14 protein-coding genes are annotated in these 20,175 nt (G+C 41.7%); 6 read left to right on the forward strand and 8 right to left on the reverse strand.

What is annotated here, in order from left to right:
• Positions 1-75 precede the first annotated feature (75 nt).
• Positions 76-993, reverse strand: a complete 918-nt coding sequence (locus tag ABID99_RS24650; protein WP_373615419.1) for a hypothetical protein — start codon at positions 991-993, stop codon at positions 76-78.
• A 337-nt stretch (positions 994-1,330) separates the two neighbouring features.
• Here ABID99_RS24650 and ABID99_RS24655 point away from each other — a divergent pair, with 337 nt between their 5' ends.
• Complete coding sequence (locus ABID99_RS24655) at positions 1,331-2,893, forward strand: glycoside hydrolase family 10 protein (RefSeq protein WP_373615421.1); 1,563 nt, start codon at positions 1,331-1,333, stop codon at positions 2,891-2,893.
• A 156-nt stretch (positions 2,894-3,049) separates the two neighbouring features.
• Here ABID99_RS24655 and ABID99_RS24660 read toward each other — a convergent pair whose 3' ends face one another.
• From ABID99_RS24660 to ABID99_RS24670, 3 genes are all read right to left on the reverse strand, one after another.
• On the reverse strand, positions 3,050-3,838 hold the full coding sequence (locus tag ABID99_RS24660) for a hypothetical protein (RefSeq protein WP_373615422.1): 789 nt from the start codon (positions 3,836-3,838) through the stop codon (positions 3,050-3,052).
• A gap of 111 nt (positions 3,839-3,949) precedes the next feature.
• Complete coding sequence (locus ABID99_RS24665) at positions 3,950-4,456, reverse strand: hypothetical protein (protein WP_373615423.1); 507 nt, start codon at positions 4,454-4,456, stop codon at positions 3,950-3,952.
• Positions 4,457-4,579: 123 nt separating this feature from the next.
• The gene (locus tag ABID99_RS24670; protein ID WP_373615424.1) at positions 4,580-5,884 is read right to left on the reverse strand and encodes an amidohydrolase; all 1,305 of its coding nucleotides are present in this window, start codon (positions 5,882-5,884) and stop codon (positions 4,580-4,582) included.
• Between the two features lie 627 nt (positions 5,885-6,511).
• Here ABID99_RS24670 and ABID99_RS24675 point away from each other — a divergent pair.
• Positions 6,512-6,919: a DoxX family protein gene (locus ABID99_RS24675; RefSeq protein WP_090532177.1), complete on the forward strand. Its 408-nt coding sequence runs from the start codon at positions 6,512-6,514 to the stop codon at positions 6,917-6,919.
• 132 nt (positions 6,920-7,051) lie between these two features.
• Complete coding sequence (locus tag ABID99_RS24680) at positions 7,052-7,924, forward strand: hypothetical protein (protein WP_373615425.1); 873 nt, start codon at positions 7,052-7,054, stop codon at positions 7,922-7,924.
• Positions 7,925-8,036: 112 nt separating this feature from the next.
• On the opposite strand, the gene ABID99_RS24685 is transcribed toward ABID99_RS24680, so the two are convergent.
• The 4 genes from ABID99_RS24685 to ABID99_RS24700 all read right to left on the reverse strand — a co-directional run bounded on the left by ABID99_RS24685 (position 8,037) and on the right by ABID99_RS24700 (position 14,864).
• Positions 8,037-9,011, reverse strand: coding sequence for a hypothetical protein (locus ABID99_RS24685; protein ID WP_373615426.1), 975 nt, complete (start codon positions 9,009-9,011; stop codon positions 8,037-8,039).
• A gap of 128 nt (positions 9,012-9,139) precedes the next feature.
• A complete protein-coding gene (locus ABID99_RS24690; protein ID WP_090532184.1) occupies positions 9,140-10,168 on the reverse strand; it encodes a DUF1735 domain-containing protein in 1,029 nt (342 codons plus the stop codon).
• Positions 10,169-10,191: 23 nt separating this feature from the next.
• A complete protein-coding gene (locus ABID99_RS24695) occupies positions 10,192-11,691 on the reverse strand; it encodes a SusD/RagB family nutrient-binding outer membrane lipoprotein (RefSeq protein ID WP_090532186.1) in 1,500 nt (499 codons plus the stop codon).
• Positions 11,692-11,702: 11 nt separating this feature from the next.
• Complete coding sequence (locus ABID99_RS24700) at positions 11,703-14,864, reverse strand: SusC/RagA family TonB-linked outer membrane protein (protein ID WP_090532188.1); 3,162 nt, start codon at positions 14,862-14,864, stop codon at positions 11,703-11,705.
• 183 nt (positions 14,865-15,047) lie between these two features.
• On the opposite strand from ABID99_RS24700, the gene ABID99_RS24705 reads away from it, so the two are divergent.
• From ABID99_RS24705 to ABID99_RS24715, 3 genes are all read left to right on the forward strand, one after another.
• Positions 15,048-15,380: a PadR family transcriptional regulator gene (locus tag ABID99_RS24705; RefSeq protein WP_090532189.1), complete on the forward strand. Its 333-nt coding sequence runs from the start codon at positions 15,048-15,050 to the stop codon at positions 15,378-15,380.
• A gap of 25 nt (positions 15,381-15,405) precedes the next feature.
• Positions 15,406-17,088, forward strand: coding sequence for a PspC domain-containing protein (locus ABID99_RS24710; RefSeq protein ID WP_090532191.1), 1,683 nt, complete (start codon positions 15,406-15,408; stop codon positions 17,086-17,088).
• Positions 17,089-17,622: 534 nt separating this feature from the next.
• Positions 17,623-20,070 carry an outer membrane beta-barrel family protein gene (locus ABID99_RS24715; protein ID WP_090532194.1) on the forward strand — a complete coding sequence of 816 codons (2,448 nt, stop codon included), beginning with the start codon at positions 17,623-17,625 and terminating at the stop codon, positions 20,068-20,070.
• Positions 20,071-20,175: the final 105 nt, after the last annotated feature.

Below are 20,175 nucleotides of genomic sequence, written 5' to 3' on the forward strand. Positions count from 1 at the left end.
GATTGCAGCAGCAAACCGGGCCTCTTTGTGTGTATTCGTGAAATTCGACCTAATTCGAAAAATTAGTGCCGATGATTATTTAAGTGTAATACCTGTTTTTCCCATGGTGCCGCCATCAGCATATAGCATAATGGTATAGGTTCCTTTTTGGAATGGCAGGGCCGGATTTATCCAGTCGATGGTGTATTGTGTGCCATCATCCTTAAAATCAATGGATGTTTTGTAGGTGTATTGCAGGTCCTGGCCATCGGCGCTGAAAGTTCCTGAATCAGGTGCTGTAATCAGGTTTCCGGTTGGATCAATGACGCGTACATAAATATCATGCATAGCTTTTGTAGCCAAAGTATTGCTGGCCACAGTGAAGTTGATCTTCAGTTTTTTGGCTGGGTTTGCACGGGTTACATCAACCTCTTTTCCGCTGCCTTTTATTTTATAGGCCACCACATCTGATGTTGCCAGCTTAAGCGCCTGGGCTACTTTCACTTTAGCGCCAAGGTCTTCATTTTGCTTGGATAGCGTATCCACCTTTTTGGCAACCGTTGCCAAATTGGTTTTTAAAGTATCCCTTTCGGTGGTGAGCGATGTGTTCTGTTTTTTGAGCTCATCAATGTCGGCAGTATACTTGGTTACAAAATAACGGAGTTGCTTTACATCCTCCTGTACTTTGGCAAGTTCTTGTGCGGTAAGTTTACCTTTAGCCAGTTTAGCCCTCAGAACTTTAATGGTCGACTTCAACGAGTCGTTTTTTGCGGTTAATGCCGCGGTCATTTTGGCTTTGCCTGCAGTGACCTGTTCAACCTGCGATTCAAGACTGTCGAGCTCGGTTTGCAGCCTTGTTTGCTCATCATGCTGATAAACTATTTTTTTATCGGAGTTGTTTTTTTGCAGGTACAGATACACATCGGTACCCAATAAAGCAAGCACTACTACAATAAGAAAATAAATGACGTTTGAGTTTTTCTTAGGTTGTTGTTGCCCAGATTGGTTTTCCATAGCAATTAAATGTTAAGTTTTAGCATAGTTAAGCAAGTGGTATAACAAAAGCTTAGCTATAGTGTTTAGTTTTTAACGAAATATCAACTGTTAATTGATGTAAAGCGCTTTCCTGCAAGTACATACAGATGCGTTTATCCTTAATGGTTAACATATTGAACGTTAAAACACTAAAAATATGATTTTTTAAAAAATTATTACATCAATTGTTTTAGGCGTTGAGCTAAAATAACTACAAAATGTTTAAAACACAATAAGGCTTCAATTTTTATACTTCATAATAAACCTGCTACGTTATGAGTTTATATCTTTGCAACTTTCAATTTAATTCTATTTGATGCATATATACCAACGGTTCATACTCCTGATTATAATCCTGTTTACAAGTTTAACAGTTAATGCGCAGCCGGCCGATCTTGTACCGGCACCGGTTGATGTAAAAATGCAGCCTAAGCGCGAATTCAGGGGAGTATGGATAGCCACCGTGGTTAACATCGACTGGCCAACCAACTCCAAAGCTCCATCAGAAAAGCAGAAACAAGAGCTTATAGATATACTAAACTCGCACCAGGAAACCGGGATCAATGCGGTTATGCTGCAGGTACGGCCCGCTGCCGATGCATTTTATGCCAAAAGCCGTGAGCCCTGGTCGAAATATTTAACCGGTAAACAGGGCCAGGCCCCAAGCCCCAACTATGACCCGCTTGAATTTGCCATCACCGAAGCACATAAACGCGGTATGGAACTGCACGCCTGGTTTAACCCTTACCGCGCCACTTTTGATGGCAACTTTGCAGCGCTTAGCCCGCAACATATTACCAAAATAAAGCCTGAGTGGTTCTTTACCTACGGCGGCATTAAAACTTTTAACCCCGGCCTGCCCGAAGTGCGCGATTATATTGTACAGGTAATTCTGGATGTTGTAGATAATTACGACATAGACGGCGTACACATGGACGATTATTTTTATCCCTATCCAATTGCAGGTCAAAAAATAAACGACGAGGAAACATTTAGAAAGTACGGTGAGGGTTACGATAATATTAAAGACTGGCGCCGTCATAATGTGGACCTGCTGATACATATGATTGCCGACAGCGTTCACGCGCATGATCCTAACATGAAATTCGGCGTAAGCCCTTTTGGCATCTGGGCTAATAAAGCGCAAAATGAGGAAGGTTCCGAAACCAATGGCGGTTCCTCGTATTATGAAAATTATGCCGATACTCGCAAATGGGTAAAAGAAGGCTGGATAGATTATATCAATCCGCAGCTTTACTGGCAGATAGGCAACCGTGCTGCCGATTTTCAAAAGCTGCTCGACTGGTGGGGCGACAATACTTATGGCAGGCATTTATATGTAGGCCAGGCGGCTTACCGCATCAATGAGCGCAAAGTTCAGGCTTTCAGAAACCCGGCTCAGCTACCTCAGCAAATAGAACTTATTCGTAACAACCCAAGGGTGCAGGGCAGTGTTTACTTTAGTTCCAACTCACTCACCAGCAACCCGCTTGGCTTTACCGACTCGTTGCGTGACAATTATTACCAATATCCTGCGCTGCCGCCGGTAATGCTATGGCGCGATTCGATACCGCCTAACGCCCCTCAACAGGTTACGGCCAAAGCCGTAGGTAAAAGTGTAGCAGTAAGGTGGCTTACTCCAACTTTAGCTAAAGACGAAGAGCCGGTTTATGGGTATGTGATCTACCGCTTTAACGATGGTGAAAAGATAGACATCGACAACCCTAAAAACATTCTCAAAATCAAATATGACCCCACACTGGGGTATGATGATAATACTGTTATTAAGGGTAAAACTTATTTTTATGTAGTCACAGCATTAGATAGGATGAAGAATGAGAGTGAAAGGTCGCCAACGATAGCCGTCACGGTTCCGTAATGCTTTAATATCCCGTTGTCATTTCGAAACGAGGACCGGGTGAGAGATCTTATGCACTATAAACAAGCGGGTATGCAATGCGTTTAAGCCGGGCGTATAAGATCTCGCTTTCGCCTCAATGTTCAACCCCTCTCTGCTCAGTCGAAATGACACAACTTATAACTCAATCAACCCTTTGTCCTTCAGTTTATTGAGGTAGATATCGATCTCACTATCGCCCATGCCAAAAATACCTTCATTTTTCCAAAAAGCGTGGTAAATGGCCGTTTTGGTTTTTGCGCCGCCATTATAAATATCCAGTAGTTTTTGTTCGATATAGCTCAACCCATCCGCATTGGTTTGCATCCGTTTAAGGTGTGCCTGTAGTGCGGGCTTAAGCAGCGGGAGGCCGCCCCAAAAGATATTTTCGTTTAGCCATTTTTCTAACCCGGCGAGGTCATTATTAACATATAGCCTCCATGCATCGGCGGCCAGCCCGAGCTCCCATTCGTTCAGGTGCTCGCGGGCATCATACAATTCTTCAAATTGTTCGCCGGTTAATTCACCCAGGCCTTTCTTATTATCAAACTGAACGCAATCGGCCAGGCAAATGAGATAAATGGCCGGGGCCGACATATCGGTTTTCAGCGAAAGCATTTCCAATACGCCCAGCAGGTTTACCTGGCAATGCAAATCAAATTCAAACCACAGGTTAATCTCGGTATACCGGCTGTTTAGTTTGCCAAGCTCATCTATCACTTTATGCTGATATTCATCTGCCGGGGCATCGAATGTTGTCCCAATCCAATCGCGGCGCGCGGTCCAGAAACTTCCTGAAAGGATATTTTCCTGTAAAGGGCCTTCAGAAAACACCTCGCGCCAAACCATAACATCGCCATCGAGACCGGTTTGATCAAAACCATCTAACGCGGCATCGCCATTTAATATATGTAGGATAGCGTTCATAAAAGCTAAGTTATAAATAAAACCGGGGCCATCTCTAAAAGGGGAGTTTGTCAATCTTAATTTTAAATTCAGATTGCAAAAGTAGACCAGCATATGATACAGACTGGTGTTTTACATGCCGTTGCGCGGTACCCAGGCCTGGCTTTTAATGAGCCATTTACCGCTCACTATCCTTAATACGAACGAAAAAGCCCCTTGTTCTTCAAAATGCTCGCCGTTCACAAGCCCGGTATATTCTACGGGGGCTACGAGGTAAACTATCTCCTCCGTTTGCTGAAAAGTTTTGATACGCTGCAAATCGACTTTAAAATCCCTGATCTTAAAATCCTTAACCGCTTTTTGTACCGAATTTATCCACTGTACACCAGCCAGTTGCCCGTTCCACGAAAAAGGAGGCTGTTCATCAGCTACTACGGCATTAGGAGCGTAAAGATCAGATACCGCTTCGATACTGAAAGTGCCGGAAGCTTTTATTACCGTTTCAACAACCTGGCGTACCTCGGGCTTTAATTTAGCTACCGTATCGGCAGGCAGCATCATTTTTGCCGAAGCTGCAATACCAGGCAAACTGCTCATAAACATGCACAGGCATAAAAGGGGTAGTAAATGCTTTTTCATGATCTTAACGATTTCACACTATGCTATTAAAGCCGTTCAATATACGAATAAGCCGTTGTAAAAATACTTTTTGATCGCTATTGTTTCAGCTGCAATTAAAAAGAACTATCGGATACTGAATACTTATTTCTTGTTGTTCATGTAATCAATGGTCATATTACACAAGGCTTTTACACCTAAACTAAAGCCGCTTTCATCAATATAAAAATCGGGTGTATGGTGCGATGGTGCTTTCAGCGGATCGCCCCCCTTTGGCATACCGCCCAAAAATATGAACAAGCCCGGTACCTTTTCCTGGTAAAAGCTAAAATCTTCGGCACCGGTTACCGGCGGGCGTAATAGTACGTTAGCAACGCCGGCAGTTTGCTGCAGGCTTGGCAGCATTTTTTGAGTGAGCTCAGGGTCGTTATAAGTTACAGGATAGTGGTTGCTGTAGGGTATTTTTACCGTAGCTGTTGCTCCCTGCGCTTCGGCTGTTTTGGTGGCAATTTCGGTTACCCTGGTAACCAGCATTTTTTCGTCAGCAGGGGTGAAGGAGCGGAGGGTACCCAGCATTTCAACCGATTCGGGGATGATGTTTGAGCGGTTACCGCCTTTTATAGCACCTATAGTTACCACTGCCGGGTTTTCGGTTACATTGATATTGCGGCTCACTATGGTTTGCAGGTTATTGATGATCTGGGCCGAGGTTACGATAGGGTCAACACTCGACCATGGATAAGCCCCGTGGGCCGACCGCCCTTTTACGATGATCTGCATATCATTAACCCCGGCCATTGTACCGCCCGGCCGGTAGGTTATTTTGCCAACCTCCGTTTGCGAATTAATGTGCAGCCCGAAAACCACGTCAACTTTGGGGTTTTCCAGCACGCCCTCTTTTACCATTTGCTCTGCCCCGCCTTTTTGACCGGGTTCAACGCCCTCTTCGGCGGGTTGAAAAATGAATTTTACGGTTCCGTGCAAGTCTGCTTTCATTGACGATAGCACCTGCGCAACCGCCATCAGTATGGCCATGTGCGAATCGTGCCCGCAGGCATGCATCACGCCAACCTCCTGTCCGTTATAAGTAGTTTTTACTTTAGATGCAAACGGCACAGGCGTACGCTCAATAACCGGCAACCCGTCCATATCCGCCCTCAAAGCCACAACCGGGCCCGGATGCCCGCCTTTCAACACCCCAACCACACCGGTAGTGGCTATGCCGGTTTTTACCTCAATACCTAATGATTGTAAATGTTTGGCGATAATGGCCGAAGTGCGTACCTCATGGTTACCCAGTTCGGGATGTTCATGAAAATCACGCCGCCAGGTTGTTACCTGCTCCTGCAAGGCATCGGCTTTAGCATTTACATGCTGGCGCAGCGGGTTTTTTTGCGCCAATGCTTGTAACGAAAAAACACATAAGGATAAAATAAGGCTTGCTTTCATACGGGTTGTTTAGTGATAGTAATATAAGCACAATAGTTTGAATATGGTAGATTGAGAAGCACCGGCTATGAGCCACAATCAAAAAAGCAGGGAAGCACGATTCTTTTTATGCGAGTACATAGCCGTTAACTCGGGGGCTAAAAGGGGGTTAACAGAGTTAACACAATTTCGATTTTTAATATACAAATCATTAAAAATCAACCTTTTAACAAGCCAACAGGGTTACCTAATTCGTTGATAAACCGGAGCCGGGTAGCCGTTAACTTAAGGAAGAAAAAGCGCAGAATTGCGTAGCTCCCATTAAGAAGCTTATGTCCGTTCAAAAACGGAATTAAGTCAGGGAAATCGCTTTTAACCACATGTGGATTGAAAAACAATAACTGAGAAATTTTGACACTAATTTTTACGTATTAATCAAATTACACGAATTGAATTAAGTTAAGATTCGTGTAATTCGATTAATTGTAGAGAACTTGCAATGCATTAGTGTAAAAATTTCTCAGTATGAGATTAGTAAAACAGATCGAATTATTTTAAACGCGATTTCCCTGGGAATTAAGTCCCATATTTTACTACCCTCCAACATTTTTATTACCTTAAGCCCTCATATCAACAAAATATCTTTAAATGGCACTTTTAGGCAATTTAAGCAATTACAAAAATCTTGGACTTCTGGTCATCCGCATCGGGTTGGGTATTATGTTTATCTATCATGGCTATCCCAAACTGATGGGTGGTACCCAAAACTGGAAAGATATTGGCGAATCAATGAAATATGTAGGAATCCATTTCTGGCCGGTGGTTTGGGGATTACTTGCAGCTGTTACAGAATGTTTTGGAGGTTTCCTGCTTATCATCGGGCTGGCATTCAGGCCGGTTTGTATCCTGATGCTTATCAACCTTATAGTTGCGGCCTTAATGCACCTGGGTACCGGCGACGGGCTGGGCGGTGCCGCTCATGCCATTGAAGATGCTGTTACGTTTGCCGGTTTAATATTTATTGGGCCGGGGAAATATAGTGTTGATAAAAAATAATTACATTAATTTAATATTAAAGCAACCATCTCCGCTATTATCAATTAAATATTTATCAAATACCGTTAAAACACCTATTGCTACGAAACATATTGATATCATATATTTATAAAAAATATATCACAAATCAATATGAAAAAACAATTATTATGGGGCATGCTGCTAATACTTGCAGGTTTTAGTTCATGCCAGAAGGACTCTTTTAAATCCGTTAATGATGAAAGCGGTAAAGGCAAAAGCACTAAGGTGAATACCACACAACCAACCTACACTTATGCCGATTTAACACTACAGCCAAGACAACCCGGAGAGAACTTTGACACCTATAAAGGTGTATGGTCAGGAGCGGAAGTAAAAATGATAGGTACACCTGTTTGGAACCAGACGGCGTATCCTACGTTAGTAAACGGAATACCCGGCTTAGATGCGTCGTATGGCGTTTATAGTAATGGCAATATGATTTCATCAAGCGTTTCAGCCGGACAGGACTTCTTTATTTTATCAATAGGCACAATAGCTTTGCCTGATCTCCAGGCTTTTCAAAAGGACGTTGATAATTACATGAAGGCCCGTGACAATTACGAAAAACTTGGCGGCCAGGGCCAGGTTCCTTTAGCATCGGATTATATAAAAGACTCGTATACAAGTGGAATGGGAGGCTATGTGACTGTTACAGGCAAACTCATAAGGGTGACAACCGGCTCACATTGGGCTTTAGCTTCTATAAGTTACCCTACTCCAACACCGGCTACGCCCCAGGCACCTAAATTTGTAGGTGCGGTTCCGGATCCTGCGGATAATACTATTGTATATGATGTTTATGGGACTAACGGTAACATTTCTATTACTAAAGTATTTAAAGAAGGCATTGAACAAGGCATGTCTGGTGGTTTTGGCTCAGGGACTTATAGTTTAGTAGGAGGAACTATATATCATGTTTCCGTAACCATTTATAGAGCAAACGGTACATCATTTGTATTTAATGGCAATCTGGATATCTCATAGTTTATATATCTGATTAATAAACTCAGAATTAAACCATAGAAGAACTTCTTAAAAAAAACACAAAGCCCGGTTCACATATATGACCCGGGCTTTATTATAATAGAGAAAATAATTACTTATTCATTGCCTGTCCCAACTGCTTCACATAATTCTCGTCAATATCACCGGAACCGGCGGCCGACATAAACTTGTTCAATTTATCGGCATCAGCCGCAAAGGCTTCTTTAAGCGCCTTCTTTTTCAATTGAAGTTTAACAGGTTGTCCGCCATCTTTAATAACATAATAAAAATTCTGATCTATATACTCATCGTAGTTATTTCCTGTTGAGGCAATGCCATTTGTCGAAAAATCGGCCTTATGGAATTTGGTAGCAACATCTTTATATATTTTGTATTTAGGGCCATCAGCAATGACTTCAACATAGCGTTGTAGCGAAATAGCAGGCACCTTCACAAAAACATGGTTGCTAACCTGTTTATCAAACAATACGAATGATTTAAAGCTGTTACCGTCTATCTGAAGCACGGTGTTATTGTCTTTGTTCACCATTAAGCTGCCATTCATCTTGTCGTAGTTAAACAGGTAATGCGTGTTTTGCACTATTGAGTCAGCAGCACTGATCACATAACCGTGTACCCAATAATCATATAAATACCTGCTGCCCTGAGTAGCTTCCTGACGCGTAGTCACTGATACAGTACCATTTCCGGTCGCGTTCATGGTGTTAACCCGTGAATTGAACGTATCAAAATTTTGAACTATAGACCTTTTGATTTTTGTATCGCTATTTGCTCCCTCATTTTTTCCTTCTAAAACAATGTTATAATTGGCTTTATTGTCCGGACTAAACGTATATTCTTTATGGCCACCGGCAATTACAACGATTTTTGCCTCAGGAGCGACCTGCATGTTGAACGCTCCGGTTGAGTCAGCATAAGTAGCATTCTTATGTTCCACGTCAACCAAAAAAGCATAGGGCACATGTTCACCCTGCTGATCATTTACTACACCTTTAATGTTTTGTGATTGTGCAAAGCTGTTAGCGCCAATAAATAAGGCCAGCGTTGAGGTTAGGATTGCTTTCATATTTTATTTTAGTTATAGATGCTTTAAAATAGGATGATATTATCAAATATAAAAATTCAATTGTTGTTGTTTAAACAAACAAGCCCCACAAAATGTGAGGCTTGTAAAAGTTTGAAATAATAATATTCTTACGGTCTTGCGCCTGTGTATTTCCAAGTTTCGGTTATAGTTGTTCTTGGACTACCACCTTGTACCATAATATATTTAACAGTGAAAGAAAATCCGGTAGTTCCAGGAGTACCTGTTGCTGTTGGAGTGCTTCCGGTTGCAAGTTGAGCAGCTCTTGATGAAGAGTTAGTACCCTGCCCATAATAATTTGTTACGGTAGTAATTACATCATTAGCACCAAATGTGAAAATAGGGGCAAAATTACCGTAGTAACTTCCGGCACCATTGTTCAGTATCTGGTGTCCGTAAGTACCACCGTTCAATCCTGGATCAAACATCACCGCGGTTGTAGCGCTTTGTGTCTTCAGATACACGCCTGTCAATGGATATTTACCCGTAATAGTTCCGACGTTAGCATCACTCAACGTACCGGTAACGGTGTATACACCATCATATTTATTTTTTGCCTGTACGTTAAATAAGATTGTTTTATAGTTGCTGATTTTTTGACCGCTTGCGTCAGTAATACTAATAGGCAAAACATAATTAGCAGATAAGTCAAAATCTTTAGTAACAACATTTGCAGTGATTGAAGCAGTATTTTGATTAGCTGGAATCACCGCGGTAAGAGCGCTCAACGTAAAAAAAGTTGATGGCAGCATTGTATAAATTGTAGGATAAGTTGGCTCTGCAGTACCGCCTGTAGCATCGTTAGCTGCTGCAGTACTATCAGCTTTGTATTGAGCTATATTCTTATCGTTGTAAGCTTTCAATGCAGCCGGATCTAATGCTAAAGTTACCGTTAGATTGCTTTTAAGTGGTTGTGGCGCCGCAAGGTTAACAACTATAGAAATAGGTTGTGCCGCGGCTTGTATAGGCAATGCTACAGGTGTAAGTTTTCCAGCACCCGTGTATGCAGATAATGGCAACTCCACTAAAGCTCCTACTTTACTAAAATCTGTGTAGTTAGCTTCATTTTTCAGACATGAGCTAAAAAGCACAGTCAGAAAAGCCAGTACCGAGTATAGGGTTATATATTTCTTTTTCATTTCTTTTTAGATTAAAAGTCAGTTTAATATTTCGCCCAAAATATTTTCGACGTAAATTGATTTATACTTCCCTGCGCCTGAACATTAACAGCGTTTTGAGAATACTCAGAAGAAGGATAAAGGATTCTGCTTGGTATAACTTTAGTAGTTACACCTGTATAAATTGAAACCGGAGGGTTAGGAAAACCAGTTCTTCTATATTCGTTGTAAGCTTCAAGGTTACCATAACCATTTAATGAAACCCATTTTTGAACAATGATTGCCTGAATTTTATCGGTTGACGAATTCCATCCAACGTTTGTAGTAGCCTGTTGATAATAGGTAGTAGCCTGAGCTGCGGTCAAACCTGCATAAACAAATGATGCGGTGATACCTGCCTCGTAAAGAGCCTGAGCGCTAAGGCTGGAAGTAATAATTCCTCGTTGAACCCCTTCTGCCTGTAAAAATAAGGCTTCAGCAGCAGAAAGAACCACGGCGTTCATAGATGGGTTTTTCAACAAACCTATATTATTAGAGGCATTGCTTCCATAAAGATCAACCCTACCAATATTACTTGCGGTGACTGGAACAAGTGTACCAAACACGTTACCCACTACACTACCATTTGAAAGTGGCTGGTAAAATGCAGTAGCTCTTGGGTCATTATTGTTGTTAAGGAATTTAACGGCAAAATCTCCGGCAGTAATATTCGGTGCAGCGTTAGAGCCAGCCTGGTTAGCGCCATATCGTTCCCAGAAAGGGCTTTGCTTAGAATCAATATTAGTGTAACCTGGGTTTACAGTAGCATCTTCACCAGCTCCAAGGAACCCTTCTGATAAGTTATTGGCCATCAAAGTTTTGGCTGCCGCCGCATCTATAACATTTGGAACCTGCCTCATTACCAAACGTAGCTTTAAGGTATTGGCAAACTTTTTCCATTTGGTCATATCACCTTTAAACATTACGTCTTCCGAAGCTTTAGGCGTTACTGCAACAGAGGCGTCGGCACCGTTTATAGCGGCAATAGCTGCATCAACTTTTGCGATCAGGCTTTTATAGATATCTGTACCCTTGTCATATTTAGGGGTAAGTCCTTTTGCCCCTTGAAAAGCATCGCTATAAGGAACATTATTATAATTATCAACCAAAATCTGGAAGTTATAGGCCTCCATAACTTGTGCGATAGCTACATAATAAACCTGCGACTTATCTGCAGATGCCTGTTTAATGATATAATCGTAGTTAGCCAGGTTCAGGTAATACGGAGTAAATACCTGGTAATCGGCTGTGGTGTAGTTATAGGTAAGCAATGAGTTGCTTGGAGCGTAACCCGCAGCCGGCGACCAATACCCCATCAAATACCCTTCAAGCGTAAAACCTGTATTGATGTTACGGGCCGTTGTTGTTAATGCACCGGTTAATACTAACGCAGGTGTAGCAACAGTTGGCTGGTTAGGGTTTACGGTTTGGTCAAGAAAACTTTTCTTACAACTGCTAAGCGTGGCAGTAAGTAAAATCAGTGAATATGCTATATATTTTTTCATGATTATACAAATTAAAATTTAACTGTAAGGTTAGCACCGTAGATCCTGGTAGGCGGCGTTTGATTTTCGTTGGTTGTACCTACAGCATTCGAATTATCTATGCTATACTCAGGATCTGTCCATGGGTTGCTCTTAGGCCTGAACAATAACAAGTTACGACCCACTAAGCCAAATTGCAAGCCTTTAATAACCTTTTGACCTTTGATGAAACGGGTTAAATCAAAGTTTAAAGCAACCTCCCTTAATTTCCAGAATGCAGCGCTGTTTACATAAGTACTGGTAGCATTGTAATATGCAGAGCTTGTCCAGAAGCCAGAGTTACCATCAGGAATTGAAATACTGGTATTAGGAACATAAGTATTAGGACCTGTTTGAATAACTGAGTTAGGATAAATAAAACGCTGACGGCCGGCAGTTGCAGATACATAAGAAGTACCTGTAAAGTTTAAGGCCTGACCTACTATGTTATTGATAAAGTAACCACCACGATATTCAGCAACGGCCGATAATGTAATGAATTTATACCTCACTGCTGTATTAACACCCAAAATTGTTTTTGGAGCAGCATTACCCAAAGGCACTACACCTGCGGTTAAACTTGGTAAGCCGGTTGAAGCGTCGATAATAACATGGCCCTGAGGATCACGTACCAGGTCAGAACCTTTAATATAAGGGAATGGCTGACCAACAATAGCATAGCTATTACTTGCAGCACCACTGTTATATAATAACTGGAATTCGGTAGTGCCTTCTTGTAAGGATAATACTTTGTTACGCAATAAAGCTAAGTTACCACCTAAATCCCATGAAAAGTCAGTTGATTTGATCAACGAGCCTTTTACTTCAAACTCAAAGCCTTTGTTTTGTACTTCACCTAAGTTTTGTACTGCTGATGAATAACCAGAAGCAGGAGAAATAGCTACAGGGAATGTTTGGTTTTTAGTGTGTGTATTATAGTAAGTTGACGCAAGGTAAAAACGGTTGTCGAGGAAGCCTAACTCCAAACCATATTCCTGCTCGTATGAAAGCTCTGGTTTAAGGTTAGGGTTATTCAATTTTGAGCTTAATGAAAGCGCCGGTGTTGAACCGAATGGGGCACCTAAAGTACTTGCAAATACATTTTGTAATGAGTATGGATCAATATTTACCTGACCAACTTTACTATAGCTTCCTCTTACTTTGGCATATGATAACCATTTGTTGTCTTTCAATGCAGGGATAGCATCGGTTAAAACAACAGTTAATTTAGCTGATGGATAGAAGAATGAGCGATTTGCACTTGAAAGTAAAGAGCTCCAGTCATTACGACCGGTTACCTCTAAAAATGCCCAATCTTTGTAAGATAAGTTCAAATCAGCAAATAAACCGATAAGGTTTTTCCTGAATTCGCCTTCCCCCGCCAATGGCTCACCTGTTCTGTAGCTTAAGTTATAGAAATCTTTAATAAGCAAGTTGTTGGAGCCGTTTGATACGTACTTAACATATTGCGTATTGATTGAATTTCCTAATAATAAGTTGCCGGCAAAATCACCGATTTTGTGTTTAAAGGTTAAGAAAAAGTCACCTTGTAAACGAGAGTAACCATTACCACCATCGCCAAAATAATCAGCATCGGCTACGCTACCTGGTTTAAATTTAACCTGAGAAGCGATATTGTGGGTACCTCCCGGATCGCTTAATGCATACGGACTAAAATCAACTTCGGCGTTGGTAGCCCTATATTGTTGCCATCCGTAAGATGCAGACACTTTATAAGAAGCATCAAACCATTTGGTTGGAGAAACCGAGAAAGTAACGTTACCTACTAACGCGTCTTTCCTGGTTACCTGGCGTGAGTTTACTGTTTGCCAGTAAGGGTTTGGATAATAAGAGTTATAGTAACCGTTTACATCAGAATATTTATCAGTAAGGTTTTGATATTTCCTTAAGTCAACGTTAGCTTGCTGGTTAAGTACGTTCCAATAAACACCTCTTCCCTGGAAAAAGTCGGGACCTGCTACGTTAGTATTTGTACGGGTGTAACCAATTGAATAATCGGTTTTGAAGATACCGAATTTTCTCATAGCCGCCACTCTAAGACCTGTTCTACGATTCCTATCATTCGGAACTACACCTTTAGTATAAACATCCTGAGCAGACATGTAAAAACTACTATTTGCATCACCTGTTGAATACGAAATATCATTTTGCTCGGTTAAACCGGTATCAAAAAAAGCCATACGAGGATCTTTGCCTGTTGAAGCATAAACACCTTTTTGCTGGCTGCCATCTGCTGTTGGTAAACCGATATCTACAGTAGAGCCATCGTATTTAGGACCGTAAGACTGGTTTTCGTAAGGAACATAACCGTAGAAACCAGTGTTAGGATCGATCACCTCACCTGCGCCACCACCAAATTGCCTTTGTAATTTAGGGAAGTAAGAGAAGTTTTCGATTTGAGTAGTGTTACTGTAAGTAATGGTTGGAACACCAGAACCACGTTTGGTAGTTACCAAAAGCACACCGTTTGAACCTTCAGAACCATAGATTGCTGACGCGCCTGCACCTTTCAGTACAGTAACGTTATCAATATCGTTAGGGTTGATCTGGTTAAGGAAGTTGCTTGATACCGGCGTACCGTCAACAACAACCAAAGCCTGGTTGTTACCGTTGATACTTCTGTTACCACGTAACACGATACGAACGTCGGGGTTAACACCGTTATTCACAGTGTTGATCTGCAAACCGGCTACTTTACCGGTTAAGCCGTTAGCAATGTTGGTTACTTTTGATTCGGTTAATAATTTGCTGTCAACAGTAGTTGAAGCATAACCAACCGCACGTGCTTGCTTTTGAACGCCGTAAGCCGCCTGCACAACAACCTCACCTAACTGCCTGCTGGCGCTAACCAACACAACATTGAAAGTAGAACGCTGAACTGAAGAGATTTCCTGGCTTTCGTAGCTGATAAAAGAGAAAACAAGGACCGCATTTTCCGGGATACTTAGAGAAAATTTACCGGCTGCGTTGGTTTGGGTCCCGATTGTTGAACCCTTTACTTTTACTGTTACCCCAGGGATGGGAAGGCCGTCATCTTTGGCCGTAACTGTACCAGTAACTGTACGATTTTGCGCGAATACTTGCGTCATGGACAACACAAGTAAGCACAAACTTACGAGTAGAAGTTTTTTCATTTCGTTAATAATAAGATCAGTTAATAGTTAATTAATCATAAAAGTAATGTTACGTTATCAAAAAGTCAAGTAATTTCTTTGAAAACGTCATTTTTTTTTCAAAAAGCCAAGTTTCAGCTAAAAGAATAATAATTATAGTACTATGTATTGCATAATACAATCTAAAACATATATCTTTGTATTATGATCGTCGAAAACACCCAAACCCAAATGAGGAAAGGCATACTGGAGTATTGCATCCTCTCCATCATAGCTAAGGGCGAAACATATGCATCAGACATAATTGCTGAACTTAAGAAAGCCCAACTGCTTGTAGTTGAGGGTACTCTGTATCCTCTTTTAACCCGTTTAAAAAATAACGGACTGCTCACCTATAACTGGGTGGAGTCAATTTCAGGGCCGCCCCGAAAGTACTATGTGCTCTCGGACGAAGGCCGTGCCGTACTTGAACAATTAGATAAAACCTGGCAGGAGCTGGTATTTGCTGTTCAAACAGCTATCGGCGATAGAAAATAGAAAAACCTACAAACTCATTATAATCATGAACAAAACAATTATCATAAATATAAACGGCATGGTTTTTCACATTGAAGAAGATGCCTACGAAGTGTTGAAGAACTATATGACGGATGTAAAGCGTCATTTTTCTACTTCGGCCGATAGCCTGGAGATCACAACCGACATTGAAAACCGCATTGCCGAAATGTTTAACGAGATCCTGGCACGAGACGCCAAACAAGTTATTGTTGAGACCGACGTTAAGGAAGTTACAGAACAAATGGGCAGCGTACAGGATTTTGAAACCGCCGAAACCGACGCCAAAACTGCAGGTGGCAATCCGTTTGAGTACAATACCGAACGCCGCAGGCTTTTCCGCGATCCGGACGATCACCTCATCAGTGGTGTATGCGCCGGCATTGCCAATTATTTTGACATTAACCCGGCCTGGGTAAGGTTGGCCTTTGTTATCCTAGTGCCTTTTGCCGCCATGGGCCTTGTTATATATATTATATTATGGATGGTTGTGCCGAAAGCCATAACCCGTGCCGACCGTATGGCTATGAAGGGTGAAAAGCAGGATTTGAAGGGTTTTAAAAAGAACTTTGAAGAAGAGTTGAGCACTGTACGCGAAAACCTTCAAAACTTTAAGCATGAAGCCAAACCGTTCATTTACCAGGTGCGCGATCTGATCAGCGATATCTTTGAACATCTTGGCGCCTTTTTAAGAGGTACGGGCAGTTTACTGGGTAAACTATTAGCCGCAGCCATTTTATTAACCTGCCTTGGCATGACCATAGCGCTCATAGTTTCGCTTATCGGTTTATTTGCCGCAGGTAATATGGGAATCTATAACCTGTTCCCATTCAACATCACTAATCACCAGGCTAATGGTATTTTCATGGCGAGCGGCTTTTTAGTGTTATCTATACCTTTATTAGCTATTATTTTATCAACGATAGGCTTCCTGTTTAAAAAAGCTTCATTTAACCGTTCAATTGGTACTACCTTATTATGTATCTGGTTGGCCTCGCTGGGCGCGGTTTCATACTATGGCGTAAAAACAGCGGCCAGCTTCCGTGAGGGTGGTAAGTTTACGCAAACAGTTAAACTTAAGCCAACTACAAACAACACGTATTACCTACAGCTGAATGACACCAAGTATTTAAGCAATGAGGATAGCACCCGCCTTAAAATAAATGAACGCTTTAAAGGCATGATCATTTTAGATGACGATTTTAATGGCAATGATATGCCAAACCGTAATGTTACTATCGATATCGAAAAAAGCGATGTGCCGCAACCTGTACTGGTCGAAACCTTCAGCGCCCGTGGCAGCAACCTTGAGGAAGCCTTGATCAACGCCCGCAGCGCTTCCTATCGTTTTGAGCAAAAAGATTCTGTTTTAAATTTCGATCGTCACCTGGAAATGCCTAAAGGCTTTTTATGGCGCGGGCAGGAATTACATCTAACCCTAAAAGTACCGCTTAACGCTAAGATCATCATTGATCAAAAACTCGACCGTAACATCAACTTTAACATATATGAGTGCAAAAGCGATGGTGATGGCATTACCACAGCCACCTATATCATGACCACCAATGGGCTGGAATGCAAAGTTGACCCGATAAAGGCAGCCAAATTCAAAGCAGATAGCCTAAAGGCGCTCAAACAGGAACAGGATACCTTACCGGCAAGCCCCGCCGATACAGCAAAAGCACAATAAACCATTTCCCTGTGAAAACACTTTTTAAATATATAAGCCTGCTAATTTTTAGCGGGCTTATTATACCCTTCTATTTCCTGCTTCAAACAAGCGGTAACCCGCTTTTAAACAGCAGGGTAACAAACCTCAAATCAAAGATTATTCGCCAAAATGAAATGCCAATTACCTTCCGGATTATTAAGAATATGGCAAAAAATTTAATGCCTGCATTAAAAAGTGAAAATAATCTGTAACCAACACCCCTGTTTTTGCATCTTACTATAAAAAGCAACACAGTTACCATTTCCGGGTGATCCGGCAACATAAATTTAATAATCGTTAAAAAATGGCCTAAAAGCCAGGTGGGATTGTTTTGCCAACAATTTAAATCAAAAGCAGGAATACTATGAAAACAATCGCCTATATCTCATAACTACTAAACCCTAAAAACCGGATAAAACACACCGGGTACAACTAACACTTATTTGCAAATTTTAAAAAAGGAGCAATCCTTTAGTGGCATTGTATTGCCCTTAATTTTAAACCGAACTAAAAATGAAAGCTATCATACACAACATATTTTATACACTGCTGCTTGTTGCTATCAGCTGTAGTGTATCCTTTGCCCAGCAGGCCGCGCCTGCCGCCAAGGTATCTGGAGCCTTAGTTAACGAGCAGGGCAAACCACTTGACTATGCAACTGTAAGCCTTTTACGCGCCTCCGATTCAACCGTGGTTAAAGGAGCATTAAGTAACGATGCCGGTGTTTATGTTTTTGACAACATAAAAGCGGGCAACTATATTATTAAAGCCACTGTTGTTGGCTATCAAAAAGCTGTAAGCAAAAGCTTCACCGTGCCTGCAAATACACCGCATGTTACAGCTCCGGCTTTGAACCTGCAGACAGGCAGTACCGAATTAAAGGGAGTAACTATTACTGCTACCAAACCGCTCATTGAACGTAAAATTGACCGTACGGTAATGAACGTTGAAAACAGCGTACTTGCAGCTGGCAACACAGCCATGGAAATTTTGGAACGTGCACCGGGCGTTACTGTTGATAAGGACGATAACATCAGCCTGAAAGGCAAACAAGGCGTAACTGTCATGATCAATGACAAGCTAACCTATCTTACAGCAGCGCAGCTGGCTACTTTACTGCGTTCAACTGATGGCAATACCATTAAATCTATCGAGATCATTACCAACCCATCGGCAAAATATGATGCAGCAGGAAACTCAGGGATCATCAACATCAAATTAAAAAAGAATACACAATCGGGCACAAACGGCAGTATCACTGTAGGTGGTGCCAAAAGCAAATACTGGCGCGATAACAGTAGCCTAAACCTTAATCACAAACAAGGCAATCTCAATGTATTTACCTCATTAAGCAGGGGTGATAACAAACGCGGCCATGATATTGGCATTGACCGTATCATTACTGATTCGCTTGGCAATAAAACTTATTTCAACCAGAAATCAAGCCTGCCAAGCATCAACCATTACAACAACTATCGTTTAGGTGCCGATTATGACCTAACCCCAAAACATACCATAGGTTTTGTGGTAAGCGGCTATTCAAACAGCGAAAAAGACTTGAATGATAACCGCACAATTATCGGCAAACAATTTGGCGTACCCGATTCATCGTTGCGCACTACATCAGATATCAGGCAAACCTATAAAAACTTCGCCCTTAACCTTAACGACAGGCTTAAGCTTGATACCAACGGCCAGGAGCTGAGCATTGATTTGGATTACTCTAAATTCAAAAACAACTCCAATGCCATGTACAATACCGATTATTTTTTACCTGATGGAAGTATACAGCATGAACCACAAATGCTGCGTAACCAAACACCTTCAACCATAAGCATCTACACCGGTAAAGCTGACTACACCAAACCGCTTACCAAAACCATCAAACTGGAAGCCGGGGTAAAATTCAGCAGTGTTAAAACCGATAATGACCTGCAAGCGCAGATCTTCAGCAACGGTGCTTATATTAATGATACTACACGTACCAACCGGTTTATTTATACCGAAAAAATCAACGCCGGATATTTGAACCTGAACAAACAGTTCAAAAAATTCTCGGTACAATTAGGCTTACGTGCCGAGCAAACCCGGTCTACAGGTAACCTGATTGGCAGTACACCTGTTAAGAGGAGTTATTTAAACCTGTTCCCAAGCGTATTTATTAACCAAACCATTAATGATAAAAACGAGATAAGCTTTTCATACAGCCGCCGTATCGACCGTCCGGGCTATGACGATCTGAACCCTTTTGTTTATTACCTTGACCCTTACACTTATTCGCAAGGTAATGCGTTCCTGAACCCGCAATACACTCAAAACTTTGAGCTTAATTATACTTATAATAAAACTATCAATGTAAGCCTTGGTTACAGTCACACAACCGATGCTATTACAGAGCTGATTTTAACAGAAGGCAAGCGTTCATTTGAAACACATCAAAACCTGCAAACACAAACCGGTTACAATGTCAACATCAACACACCATTCACCATTACCAAATGGTGGGAGGGCAATGTTAACGCAACCGCGTTTTACCTGGGCTTTAAGTCGGATACCCTTGCTGGTCAAAAGTTCAATGATGGGCAATGGGCTTTCCAGGGCCGTACAACACAAACATTCAAGTTTGCAGGCTACCGCTTTGAAGTAACCGGCGATTATCAATCATCATTAACCTACGGCATTTACAAGATCAGGCCGCGCTACTCGGTAGATATGGGTGTCAGTAAATCATTCATGGAAAAGAAATTCAACATCAAAGCTTCATGCGATGACATCTTCAACATCCGCCGCAATGACTTGAGCAGCCAGGTGGTGAACAATAACTTTGTTATCAAACAAAAAAATGATACCCGGGTAATGCGCCTTACTTTTACTTATAACTTTGGTAACAGTTCTATCAAAATGCGTCAGCACCGCAGCGGCGCCGATGATGAAAAAGGAAGGGTAAAGGGGAATAATTAACCCCCCAGCCCCCTGAAGGGGGAGCCTTTGATTAGCATGGCTATAAGTTAAAAGTAAAGGGCTTGTTTCCAAAATGGAACAAGCCCTTTACTTTTAAAGCGATGT

It is taken from the genome of Mucilaginibacter sp. OAE612, assembly GCF_041806395.1.
Lineage (GTDB): Bacteria > Bacteroidota > Bacteroidia > Sphingobacteriales > Sphingobacteriaceae > Mucilaginibacter > Mucilaginibacter rubeus.

Bases quoted from the DNA above. Each gene is read 5' to 3' on its own strand.
- ABID99_RS24690 (WP_090532184.1), bottom strand. From the start codon at position 10,168: ATGAAAAAGAAATATATAACCCTATACTCGGTACTGGCTTTTCTGACT.
- ABID99_RS24705 (WP_090532189.1), top strand. From the start codon at position 15,048: ATGATCGTCGAAAACACCCAAACCCAAATGAGGAAAGGCATACTGGAG.
- ABID99_RS24685 (WP_373615426.1), bottom strand. From the start codon at position 9,011: ATGAAAGCAATCCTAACCTCAACGCTGGCCTTATTTATTGGCGCTAAC.
- ABID99_RS24715 (WP_090532194.1), top strand. From the start codon at position 17,623: ATGAAAGCTATCATACACAACATATTTTATACACTGCTGCTTGTTGCT.
- ABID99_RS24660 (WP_373615422.1), bottom strand. From the start codon at position 3,838: ATGAACGCTATCCTACATATATTAAATGGCGATGCCGCGTTAGATGGT.
- ABID99_RS24670 (WP_373615424.1), bottom strand. From the start codon at position 5,884: ATGAAAGCAAGCCTTATTTTATCCTTATGTGTTTTTTCGTTACAAGCA.
- ABID99_RS24665 (WP_373615423.1), bottom strand. From the start codon at position 4,456: ATGAAAAAGCATTTACTACCCCTTTTATGCCTGTGCATGTTTATGAGC.
- ABID99_RS24695 (WP_090532186.1), bottom strand. From the start codon at position 11,691: ATGAAAAAATATATAGCATATTCACTGATTTTACTTACTGCCACGCTT.
- ABID99_RS24675 (WP_090532177.1), top strand. From the start codon at position 6,512: ATGGCACTTTTAGGCAATTTAAGCAATTACAAAAATCTTGGACTTCTG.
- ABID99_RS24680 (WP_373615425.1), top strand. From the start codon at position 7,052: ATGAAAAAACAATTATTATGGGGCATGCTGCTAATACTTGCAGGTTTT.
- ABID99_RS24700 (WP_090532188.1), bottom strand. From the start codon at position 14,864: ATGAAAAAACTTCTACTCGTAAGTTTGTGCTTACTTGTGTTGTCCATG.
- ABID99_RS24655 (WP_373615421.1), top strand. From the start codon at position 1,331: ATGCATATATACCAACGGTTCATACTCCTGATTATAATCCTGTTTACA.
- ABID99_RS24650 (WP_373615419.1), bottom strand. From the start codon at position 993: ATGGAAAACCAATCTGGGCAACAACAACCTAAGAAAAACTCAAACGTC.
- ABID99_RS24710 (WP_090532191.1), top strand. From the start codon at position 15,406: ATGAACAAAACAATTATCATAAATATAAACGGCATGGTTTTTCACATT.